This window comes from Clostridia bacterium (assembly GCA_028698525.1).
In the GTDB taxonomy this organism is placed as follows: Bacteria; Bacillota; Clostridia; order JAQVDB01; family JAQVDB01; genus JAQVDB01.
Window position 1 is genome coordinate 1 of sequence record JAQVDB010000058.1, and the last position, 11,965, is coordinate 11,965.

The following is an 11,965-nucleotide window of genomic DNA, read 5'->3' on the forward strand; positions in this document are numbered from 1 at the left end:
AAAAATTTGTAGATGTAGAATATAGGCAAGGAAATACAATTAAAAAGCAAACTATTTCTTTGGTAGATGAACAGGACAAGGCAAGGCTGAATGATATTATAAACAACTATGAGATAGAGCTTATGCATACAAAAGAGGCGACTTTAGAAGAGATATTTATAAAGGTTACAGGCAGGGGGTTAGTATGATGAAGGTACTGTACACCTTTCTAAAAGACTTAAAGGTGTCTTTTAAGACATTTTATATTTATATAGAGATTATAATGGCTCTGATTTTTGTGGTTATATTGCTGTTTGTAGTGCCGGAGGATTTTACATCTAAGGAAGTATTGTATGTTCATGTGGATAGTTCAATAGAATCAAACTTTATAACTCGAGAACTGGAAAAACATGATGACCAAGGTGTTGTATTTTTAGAGTCAAGAGATGAGATAGAGAAGGTTTTAGAACAGGATAGAAACAGTGTCGGAGTTAGCATCTCTAAAGATGATGATAAAGTGGTATATGATATTGTGCTACAAGGTTATGAAAATCCAAAACACAGGAATATGATAGAAAAATCCCTTGTAGGATATCTGGCTAGGGAATTGCCTGAATATAAGAGTGTAACCGAGATTACTACTTTAAATAATTATAGTGAGAGATTGACTGATAGGATAAATTTGCTGCCCATGTTTTTACTTTTGAATTCATCGTTTACCGGCTTGTTCATCGTTGCAGCCTATATATTTATGGATAAAGAAGAAGGGACTATCAAGGCATTTGCAGTGACACCTGCTAAAGTATGGCAATATTTGTTATCCAAGATGGGCATGATGTTATTTACCGGCTTTTTAACTGGTATAGGAACTACATTGTTAGTTGCGAGACTTGATGTAAATTATTTTTATTTAGCACTGCTGCTTATTGTAACCAACGCATTTGGTACTGCTGTGGGATTATTTATTGCGAGTTTTTATGATTCGATTATTAAGGCAATGGGGGCTATTTATGTGGTAATTATAACGTTTGCATTTGCAACTATATCCTATTTTGTACCCAGCTTTTCACCTTTTATAATAAAGATATTGCCCTCCTACCCTATTATATTTGCTTTTAGAGAGGTATTTTTAGAAAATCCCAATATCAGCTTTATCTATTATAATATAGCCGGATTTGGTATATTAGCAGTGATATTTTTTATATGGGCCAACAATAGATTTAAAAAAACATTAACGGTATAGGGGGGGCGAAAATCAATGGTTAGGAAAATATTCACAATAACTAAAAGAGATATTAAGTCAGGTTTACGGGATTACATGATTTTATATATTATCATTGCTCCTTTCATATTAGCCGTTGTATTGAGGATGATGACTGCATCGGTAGGCTTGACTACTATAAATGTTGCTGTAGATAAGTCTATAGATGAAGCCTTTATTGAATATCTGGGGCAGCATGTAGACATTGAAATATTTGAAAATCAAGACGATGTGAAAAACCGTGTAAATGATACAGATGATATTTTCGGATTAGTTAAGCAAAGTGATAGCTATAATATAATCCAGCAAGGCAATGAAACCGGAGGAGGCATTGATGTATTGGACTTTATCGTGAATTCATATGAGAATCAGGATTTAGAGCTGCCTGTTGAGGTGAACATCTCTGATGTGGGATGGCGATTGTCTCCATTTAAACAATTCGGTGGCAACCTGTTGACTATATTTGTATCAGTATTCGGCGGTATGATTATACTGATGAATATCGTAGAAGAAAAACAGGAAAATACACTTGCAGCAGTAAGTGTGTCTGCAATAAAGAGGATCGAGTATGTAATAGGAAAAGCGCTGTTAGGATTTATACTACCTATAGTCCATGCTTTTGGAATTTTAGCTATTTTAGATTATGGAGATATAAATTATATTATGGTTAGTGTGGTGATACTCAGCATAGCCGTAATAAGTGTCATCATCGGATTTGTTATAGGGGTTACCAATGATAACATCTTGGGGGCTATATCCAGCATGAAAATGCTATTCGTACCAATATTGGGTTCAATTTTTGGGGCTATATTTTTAAACAGCAAATGGCATTTTCTATTGTACTGGTCGCCGTTTTATTGGGCTTTTGATGCATTGAACAGCATAATTTTGCAAACTGCAACATGGAGTCAGATTCTTATCAATAGCGGCATTATAATTTTAATTACAGCGATAGTATTTATGATGCTCAGCAAAAGAATTAAAAGGGGGTTGAGTTAAATATACTTTGTTTTAAAGCTTTATCCATACAATAAAAGACTGTCTATAATTGGGTTCCATTGTTGATTAGGCACCTTTGCGCGAAGACAAAAGGATTGATTTACAAGATGAAGTATAGTTATGTTAAAATTTTGAATCTTAAGCAAATGGTTTGTCACAAAAATTTCCATATGTTATAATTATGTCACACCAAACAAAGTTCGGTTAGAAAATAATGAGGGGGGAAGATCATGAAAACGGATAAGATTATCAATGAACTGATTGATAATTATGGAAAATGGTTTTATGATGATGAGGTACTTGAATTGGGCAAAATGACTAAAAATCTATATCCTTATACGTCTATGTTTACACCGATTGAAGTCAATCATACCATTATTAAAAATCGTTTAGTTATGGCGCCTATGGGCAATATTTCTATGTGTGACGAAACAGGACGGCCTAATGATCAGATGCTGCAATATTTTTTTGAGAGAGCCAAAGGAGGAGTAGGTCTTATCACTACCGGATTGGTCCCTGTCAGCCATGGCATAGATCCTACCGTTACCGAGCCGGGGGATCTCAGCTATTTTCCTAGAATTGATCGTTCCAGATCGGTCTTCGCCGGCTGGAGAGATCTAGCTGCAGGGGTACATAATTATGGATCCAAGATATTCATCCAATTAACCCCCGGGTTAGGTCGTGTTGGCAATCCCCAATGTCTATTGACTTTGAAAAAGTTTCCCAAATCCGCTTCTTTAAATCCTAACTTCTACATTCCTCAAATACCCAGCACCCCAATGAGTGACAGAAAACTTAAAAAGATAGTTAAAAATGCCGGTCAAGCATCAGCAGATGCTAAAGCTGCCGGTATTGATGGGGTATATCTGCATGGACATGAGGGTTATTTGCTGGAACAGATGACAAATCCAGCTTTTAACAGGAGAAAGATAGGGGCTTATTCCGATTGGCAAGCCTTTGGCTTGGACTTGGTAAGAGAGATAAGAAAACGTGTAGGTCCAAAGTATCCTATCATGTACAGGATTGATTTATCATTGGCACTCAACGAGACCTATGGGGAAAAGATGAACAATAAATCTTTGCGAAAGTTTAAAAACGGCAGAACTATTGCAATGACTCTGGAATATATGTCCAACCTTGTTAAAGAAGGGGTAGATATCTTTGATGTGGATTTAGGCTGTTATGACAATTGGTGGCTGCCTCATCCACCGGCGAGTATGCCACCAGGGTGTTTTTTAGATGTCTCTAAAATTGTAAAGGATTATTTTGCAGACAATAATATTTTATCCAATGCAGGAAAACAGGTTCCTGTGGTAGCTGTTGGTAAGTTGGGATATCCTGATTTAGCGGAACAAGCTCTGCGGGAACAAAAATGCGATATGATCATGTTGGGCAGACCTTTGTTGGCTGATCCGGAATGGTGTAACAAAGCTTATGCAGGAAAGGTGGAAGATATCATCCCGTGTATCGGATGTCAAGAAGGCTGTATAAATGAATTTGTGGAGGGTGGACATCCCCAATGTGCTGTCAATCCGAGAACTAGCTTTGAATATCGTATGTCTTATCAATTGACACTGGCAAAACCAAAGAAGAAGATTGGAGTAATAGGAGCAGGACCCGCTGGGGTTATGGCAGCTGTAATTGCTGCTAAAAGAGGCCATGATGTGACATTAGTAGAAAAAATCGATAAGATCGGCGGTAAAGTGCTGCCTGCAGGGGTTCCTAAAATCAAGTATGAGATTGAAAATTATAGGTTGTACTTGGAAAGGCAGGTGGAACAAGCTAAAGAATTATATGGTCTTTCATTTTTACCGAATATTGATGCTACCCTGAACTGGTTGAAAGAACAGAGATTTGATTCCATTATATTTGCCACAGGATCAAAAGAGCTAAAACTGCCCTTTAAAAATATAGACAAGGTAAATTGGGTGCAGGGTACTGATTTGTTATTATATCCTGAAAAGCTGGGAGATGCAGAGAAAGTTGTAGTTATCGGCGGTGGTGTTGTAGGCTGTGAGATAGCGTATTGGTTGAAATATCAGCATGATAGGGATGTAAAAGTTATTGAGATGGAAAAATATTTTATGAACCATACTTGCACTGCAAACCGAGGCTTTTTGATCCACTATATGGAGAAAGCGGGTGTTGAACTGATGAATTGTACTCGGGTGGTAGATTTTGAAGAAAAAAAGGTAAAAGTGATACAAAATGTGTCTGAAACAGTTCCTGATCCATATATCACTTGGCATCCTATTTTACCGGAGAATATAGAGAATCCTTTAGCTCCTAAATTAAAGATGGAAGAACAAGAAAAATTGATAGAGACAGACCTAGTGGTTATTGCAGTCGGAAATAAACCCGATGATCGCTTGTTCTTTGAGGCTCAAAAAGAAAAGGTGGCCTCAGAGATATACAATATCGGTGATAGCTTTCAGGCAGGAAAGGTATTAGAAGCAACACGAGCTGCTAATGCCCTAGCGCGACGTATTTGAAAGGGGGAAACCTTTTGTCGGTCGTTTGGTGGGTGTTACCGAAAAAGTAAGCACTGGGATAATTTCCGGTGCTTACTTTATTAGGCTGATTCAACAATTACAGGCGAATATATGAATTTTGATAATAATTGACATGAGATGTTGAAAAGTAGTATATTATTATAAATGCTATAAACAAAATGTTTAAAGGCTACATTTAAAACAATTTTTATAAAGGTTAGGGGATAAGAAGGGATGAAAAGAATTATAGCAATACCAACAAATATTGACTTTTATCGATGTGCAATAGGACAACTTGGGTTGATGAGAATTTTGGAAATCGATACTTTTGTGTTGGTTGCTATTATTTTGTTTTTATTGTTGTTAATTATTTTGTTATTTATTAACTTGACAAAATTGAAGCAAAGAAACTATGAAATAAACAACTTCAATCAATTGCGTAAGACCTTTATAGATGCAGACAATCGATTGATATATTTAAAAGATAAAAATTTAAAATACATCTTTGCAAATAAGGCTTTGGAGAAATTTTATGATAAACAATTATCTGAAATTATCGGTTCTGATGATTTTATTTTAACAGATCCGGAGTTTGCTGAAAAACAGAGAAAAACAGACCTTGATGTGCTAGAAAAAAACATTCTTATTGAAGATCAATTGGAATGGCAAAACAACATTTATAAAATGAAAAAATTTCCTGTAAAGCTTTTGAACGGATATTATGGAGTAGGCGCCTATATAGAGGACGTGACAGAAAAAAAGGAACAAATCAAAAAAATTGAGTATTTGAGTTTTCATGATCCTTTAACTGGGCTATACAACCGAAGTTTCTTTGAAGAAGAGATGAGGCGTTTGGATACTGACAGAAATCTTCCTATTTCTGTAATTGTAGGGGATGTCAATGGATTGAAACTGGCAAATGATATTTTTGGACATGATGCTGGTGATGAGCTGCTGCGAGAGGTAGCTAATACTTTTCAAAAAGTTTGTAGATCAGATGATATTATTGCCCGGGTAGGAGGAGATGAATTTGCAATTCTTCTTCCGAAAACTCAAGCAAAGCATGCAAAAGAGATTATGAATAGAATAAAGGAAGAGTTTTCGAAACAAAATATCAAAGCGGTTAAAGGTAGCATATCGATGGGATGTGATGCCAAAGTTGATAAACAACAGGATATTTTGCAGGTTATAAAAAATGCAGAAGATAGAATGTATTCGGAAAAAGTCCTTGATAGAAATCATATGAGGAATATTTCAATAGAAAACATTACTGATGTATTCTATAAGATCAGTCCTAGGGAGAAACAACATTCAAGAAATGTTAGCCAAATATGTGAGGACATAGGTAAGGCAATGAATTTATCAGAAATTGAAATTAGAAGATTGAAAGAGGCAGGATACTTTCATGATATAGGCAAAATTGCATTAGATGAAAGTTTGCTCAACAAAGACGATGAATTGACCCAGCAAGAGTGGAAAGAGATGAAAGAACATCCTATTGTAGGCTATAGAATTTTAAATTCTTTTGATAATACCTTAGATCTGGCAGAATATGTGCTAGCTCATCAAGAAAGATGGGACGGAACCGGTTATCCCAAAGGCTTGAAGGGGGAAGAGGTTCCTAGATTAGCAAGGATCATAGCATTGGCAGAGAGTTATGATAAGATGGTAAATCCATTGTTTAGTAAAGAACCTATGACCAAGCAACAGGCTGTCCGGGAAATTCAAAAATATTCCGGTACCAGATTTGATCCGGAAATTGTTGATGTTTTTGTTAAAATGATAGGATAAACATATCGGTTATTATATAATTATTTTAATAGAAATTTTACTAAAAATTAGATATGAGGGTGTTAAAATGCAACCGGTTTTAACTGAAAGAGATTATTTTGTTCACTATTATGAGATTGATTATAAAAAGAGATGTCTTATTACCAGCATTATGAATTACTTTGAGGATATTGCACTACTGCAAAGTGAGGAGTTGGGGGTGGGGATAGATTACTTTAATCAAAATAATATCGCTTGGGTGCTATATAAATGGGATATTAAGGTTGATAGATACCCGCATTTCGGGGAAACTATCAAGGTGACTACAATGCCCTGTTATTTTAGAAGATTTTATGCCCATAGGAAATTTGAGATATTTAATTGTAAAGGGGATAGCATTGTTGAGGCCAGCTCTGTATGGCTTTTTATGGATACCCGAAAGAAAAGGCTTACAAAGATAAATCAGCATCTATATGAAAAATATTGCATAGATGAAAGTAGTATGCAGCCTATTAGTATGGAGGAAGTGGGTAAGCTTTCAAGGGCGGACAACAGCAGAGAATTTTCTGTAAGGTATAGCGACATAGATACAAACAAACATGTAAATAATGTAAAATATGTGGAGTGGTGCCTTGAAACTATACCTATAGATATAATTTCTAAGTATCAATTGAAGAGATTGAAAGTCACATATAAAAAAGAGACGGAATATGGTGAAAAGATAAAAGTTGCAACTCAGATTTCCCGTCAAAGTGATGGTGTTACTTGTTTTCACAAAATACTGGATGGGCAGCAAAAAGATCTCTGTCTTTTAGAAACTGTATGGGAGAGGTAAAAGGGATTTTATTTACTCATGAATAGAAATTTTATATGATATGTTATCAGACACTGTTGTTTCTGAAATATAAGAGGATTAATTATTAATCATCAGTTAACGGATCACCTCGAATGTATTATGAGATCACAGAAATTGGTTGGGAATATTTGGAGAAAATGATTATGGAAGGGAGAAAAGCGTTAGGCAAGGTTGTAATTACTGGAAATCAAATCTAATGCTAAGGAGATAACCATGAACCGAAATCTGCTGTATTACAAATATAATGAAGCAACAATTAAAGATAAACGGAAAAATGTTTATAATTCATTTATGAAATTGTCAGAGAATATAAAAGACGGTACCATTACAAGGATATCCACTGCTGATTTAAAGTTATTATTTGAACTCTACGATAATATATTTTTTGATGATTGGTTTAAAGATGAATTTACAGGAAAGCTTAAGTTTTCTTTGTCTAAACGCATGATTAGAAGTGCAGGATTGACTCTTTGTCCTAAAAACATAAAACCGGAGAATTTTTATATTGAGATTCGCATAGGTGTGGATTTCTTTTTTAATTACGGTCTATTAGAGGAAAATAAATCGGTAGGGGGTTTAGAGACTAAGGATAGTTTAGAGGCTTTACAACTGGTTTTTGAACATGAGCTCTGCCATGCTATAGAGTTTATATATTTTCATAAGTCCAGTTGCAGAGGTGACCGGTTTAAAACGATGGCATACAATTTATTTGGACATACTCAAAGCTATCATCAGCTACCTACCTATAGGAGCATTGCAGGGGAAAAGCTGGATTTAAAGGTGGGAGATAAGGCGTTTTTCGATTATAAAAACAGTCTAATTAAAGGTGTTATCTATGCTATAAACAAAAGGGCAACAGTCATGGTTCCGGATAAGAAGGGCAGATATGCCGATAAATGGGGCAATAGATATACGAAATACTATGTTTCTTTGGGGAATATTAGAAAGATGTAGCATAAACCAGCTGTGGTAAACACAAAAATATAATATTATGTTATAATAATCGTAATAATATCATAGATAATACGAGGTGTGCCATGAGGAAAGTGTTTTTTAACTGATCAAAATAAAATAATTTCTTAAAAGTGCTTATAGACTCCAAGGGAGTGGTGTGCGCTTTTTAAGGGATGATAGTTAAAAAGCACTATGGAAAATTTTGGATTTTAATATTTATATGTTCTACTGCAGTATTATCCCCCTAAGTGTTTGCTGCAGTTTTGTTTTTTATTCTATCATCTCTAAAAGCTTGTAAAGATTAAGAACAAGATAAGGAGATGATTTTTTGGATTTATATTTTAGCGATCTTTCTAAAAGCTATCAGGGACAAAATGTGTTTAAAAATATCACTGGCCAGATTAACTATAAAGATAAAATTGGGTTGGTCGGGGCAAATGGAGTGGGCAAGACTACCCTCGCTAGGATTTTGGCGGGTGAGGAAAATAGTGATAAAGGTCAAATCACATATTCTCCTTGTAATGCAAAAGTTTTATATATAGAACAATATCCGGTGTTTGATATAAATGTTTCGGTTTATCAGCAAGTGTTGGAGATGGTTTCAAGCAATAGCAATAACGATATAAAGGATATAGGAGCGATAGTAAAAAGAACACTCAATAAGGTGGGACTTGATGAGCAAAAATGGGAGCGGAAAGCGAGGAGTTTAAGCGGAGGAGAAAAGACCAAGTTATCGCTTTGCAAAGCGATGGTGAGTGATTTTGATTTTCTCATACTGGATGAGCCCACCAATCATCTCGATATGAAAAGTTATGAATGGTTGGAGGATTTTGTTCAAAATATCGCCAAGCCTATGATGATTATATCCCATGACCGATATTTTCTGAATAATGTGGTAAACAATATATGGGAGTTGACTTCCCGGGGGTTAAACACATATCAAGGTAATTACTCCGGCTATAAAATTCAAAAGGAAATTGAACGGAAGAGCGTTGCTAAAGAGTATTATAACCAGCAAATAAAAATTCAACAACTCAAACAGGTGATAAATCAAAGAAGAAATTGGTATGATAGTGCCCATAAAGCAGCAGGGAAAAACGACTTTTATAGGTCTAAAGCCAAAAAGCATTCAAATGTTTTAAAGGCAAAACAGAGGGAACTGGAAAGGATAGAAAAATCAAAAATAGATAAGCCTGAAAAGATAGTTTCTCCTGCTTTTGAAGTTATAAATAAGAACATTATTGTCAATAAGCTTCCGCCATTTCTTGTTAGAGGGGAAAACTTGTGTAAAAGTTTTGGTGAGAAAAAGATTTTTCAGGACATTTCTTTCGATATAAAGCGTAAGGATAAGATTGCACTGATTGGGCAAAACGGCGTCGGGAAGACAACTTTTCTTAAGATAGTATGCGGAATCGATAAAAACTATAGTGGAAGTGTTACTGTAAATCCCTCTGTCAAGGTAGGTTATTTTGCCCAAGAGCTGGATAATTTAGATAGCGAGTCTACAGTACTTGATAGTGTTTTAAATGAAAGAGCTACTGCAGAAGAAACTAGATTGCTTCTCGCTTGTTTACTTTTTCCAGGTCAAGAGGTCTACAAAAAAATAGGTGATTTGAGTATGGGAGAAAAGGGTAGGGTCGCCTTTGCAAAGCTTATATTATCCGATGCCAATCTGCTTGTATTGGATGAGCCTACAAATTATATGGATATTCAATCTAAAGAGAAAGTTGAAGAGGCATTAGGACAATTTGAAGGAAGCATTCTTTTTGTTTCTCATGACAGATATCTCATTCAAAGGTTGGCCAGCAGAGTTTTCATGATAGATGATAAAAGTTTGCACTGTTATGATGGAGGCTATCGATACTATTTAAATAAACGTAAAGAACAAAAGAAAGAAGAGAAAATAGGTACAGAATACAAATATCTAGCCGATAGTATTAGACGGTTAGAATATGAGTTGGCTTTTCTAGGTGGCAAACTGAGTGAAGTTTCGGATGAGGAAGAAAAGGAAAGACTGAACAAAAGATATTTAGAAATTGCAAAGCGACTTAATAGGAATAGAGAGAAACTTTCTAAACTCTAATTTGATATAGGTAACTTTTGTTACCTATATTTTTTTGTATTAAGTAGCAAGATATAACAAAGTGGCATTTGTTTGCTATCTGCTTTGCAAGTTTTAATTGATAGCGAAAGGGTATAAATATTTTAAACGATGAGGAGGTAAAACAATGAGTGAGATTATAAACAATAGGGAATATAGGCAAAAAGTTTTAAAGGAATTGATCATGGAGCTGCATGAAGGCAAAAGTATGGAACAAGTAAAGGCAAGATTTGAAAAGTTAATTGAAGGAGTAAGTGCAGCGGAAATTTCTGAAATGGAGCAAAACCTGATAATGGAAGGTATGCCGGTGGAAGAGGTTCAAAGACTATGCGATGTGCATGCAGCAGTATTTAAAGGCTCTATAGAGGAAATCCATAAATCCCAATCTTTGCTGGATATACCAGGACATCCTCTTCATACTTTTGATGCGGAAAATCAGGCTGTAGAACAATACATAGAAGATAATGTGAAGCCTCATTTAGAATCATACAAACAAGGGGGAGATATCCAGAGCAAAAATGCTTTAATGCAGGATTTCAACATATTATGGGATTTGGACAAACACTATAAGAGGAAAGAAAATTTATTATTTCCCTACCTTGAGAGACATGGGATTACCGCTCCTCCTAAGGTGATGTGGGGAGTAGACGATGAAATCCGGCAAGAGATGAAAGAAATTAGAACCGTGCTTGCCCATGATGAACCGAATAAAGACGAAGTGGTAGAGAAAGTTCAGCAGGTATTGAACAAAATTACTGAAATGATATTTAAGGAAGACAGTATATTATTTCCCATGGCTATCGATACACTTACAGAAGATGAATGGATTGAGATTGAGCAGGAGAGCGATGAAATAGGGTATTGTATTACAGAACCACAGGGTAAATGGGTTCCAGAGCGGGTAGATGTAGAATCTAAAACAGCCATTGATCAGCAGCAGGACTGGGAGGGATATGTGAAATTTGATACAGGTATATTATCCTTCGAGGAGATCAGTACAATATTTAACACAATGCCCTTTGATATCACATTTATAGATAAAGACGATATTGTAAAATACTTTTCTAAGGGTGAAGAACGGATATTTGCCAGAACCAAGGCGGTTATAGGAAGAAGCGTCCAGAATTGTCATCCTCCGGCAAGTGTTCATATTGTGAACGATATGTTGAAAGATTTTAAGTCGGGTAAAAAAGATCGAGAAGAATTTTGGATAAATACGGGTGGATTATATGTGTATATTCAATATTTTGCGGTAAGAAATGAAAAAAGTGAATATATAGGTACACTGGAAGTGACCCAGAATATTAAGCCTATACAGCAAATACAGGGCGAGAAGAGGTTGGTAGCCGATTAAAATCATATACAACAAAACTAAAACCGGAGGTTTAATCTCCAGTTTTTAAAATTCAGGGGCAGGTTAGCAATAACCTAATTTTTCAATAGTTTTAAGTAAAGTTAAATGGTGGGCGATATTGGATTCGAACCAACGACCTCCACGATGTCAACGTGGCACTCTAACCAGCTGAGCTAATCGCCCTTTCATAGAATCACCA

9 protein-coding genes and 1 tRNA gene are annotated in these 11,965 nt (G+C 35.5%); 9 read left to right on the forward strand and 1 reads right to left on the reverse strand.

Features of this window, described 5'->3' with window-relative positions:
- The 9 genes from PHP06_08675 to PHP06_08715 all read left to right on the forward strand — a co-directional run.
- A partial coding sequence (locus tag PHP06_08675) for an ABC transporter ATP-binding protein (GenBank protein MDD3840630.1) occupies positions 1–188 on the forward strand: 188 nt, incomplete at its 5' end.
- On the forward strand, positions 185–1,222 hold the full coding sequence (locus PHP06_08680) for an ABC transporter permease (GenBank protein ID MDD3840631.1): 1,038 nt from the start codon (positions 185–187) through the stop codon (positions 1,220–1,222). The genes PHP06_08675 and PHP06_08680, both read left to right, overlap by 4 nt.
- Positions 1,223–1,237: 15 nt before the next feature.
- Positions 1,238–2,239: an ABC transporter permease gene (locus PHP06_08685; protein MDD3840632.1), complete on the forward strand. Its 1,002-nt coding sequence runs from the start codon at positions 1,238–1,240 to the stop codon at positions 2,237–2,239.
- Between the two features lie 230 nt (positions 2,240–2,469).
- Positions 2,470–4,731 (forward strand): FAD-dependent oxidoreductase, encoded by a 2,262-nt coding sequence (locus PHP06_08690; GenBank protein ID MDD3840633.1) that lies wholly within the window; start codon positions 2,470–2,472, stop codon positions 4,729–4,731.
- A gap of 234 nt (positions 4,732–4,965) precedes the next feature.
- A complete protein-coding gene (locus PHP06_08695; protein MDD3840634.1) occupies positions 4,966–6,522 on the forward strand; it encodes a diguanylate cyclase in 1,557 nt (518 codons plus the stop codon).
- 67 nt (positions 6,523–6,589) lie between these two features.
- Complete coding sequence (locus tag PHP06_08700; protein ID MDD3840635.1) at positions 6,590–7,336, forward strand: thioesterase; 747 nt, start codon at positions 6,590–6,592, stop codon at positions 7,334–7,336.
- 234 nt (positions 7,337–7,570) lie between these two features.
- A complete protein-coding gene (locus PHP06_08705) occupies positions 7,571–8,311 on the forward strand; it encodes a hypothetical protein (GenBank protein MDD3840636.1) in 741 nt (246 codons plus the stop codon).
- 328 nt (positions 8,312–8,639) lie between these two features.
- Positions 8,640–10,394 (forward strand): ABC-F type ribosomal protection protein, encoded by a 1,755-nt coding sequence (gene abc-f, locus PHP06_08710; protein MDD3840637.1) that lies wholly within the window; start codon positions 8,640–8,642, stop codon positions 10,392–10,394.
- Positions 10,395–10,539: 145 nt separating this feature from the next.
- Positions 10,540–11,766 (forward strand): DUF438 domain-containing protein, encoded by a 1,227-nt coding sequence (locus PHP06_08715; protein ID MDD3840638.1) that lies wholly within the window; start codon positions 10,540–10,542, stop codon positions 11,764–11,766.
- Positions 11,767–11,872: 106 nt separating this feature from the next.
- Here PHP06_08715 and PHP06_08720 read toward each other — a convergent pair.
- Positions 11,873–11,949 (reverse strand) — tRNA-Val (locus tag PHP06_08720).
- Positions 11,950–11,965 lie beyond the last annotated feature (16 nt).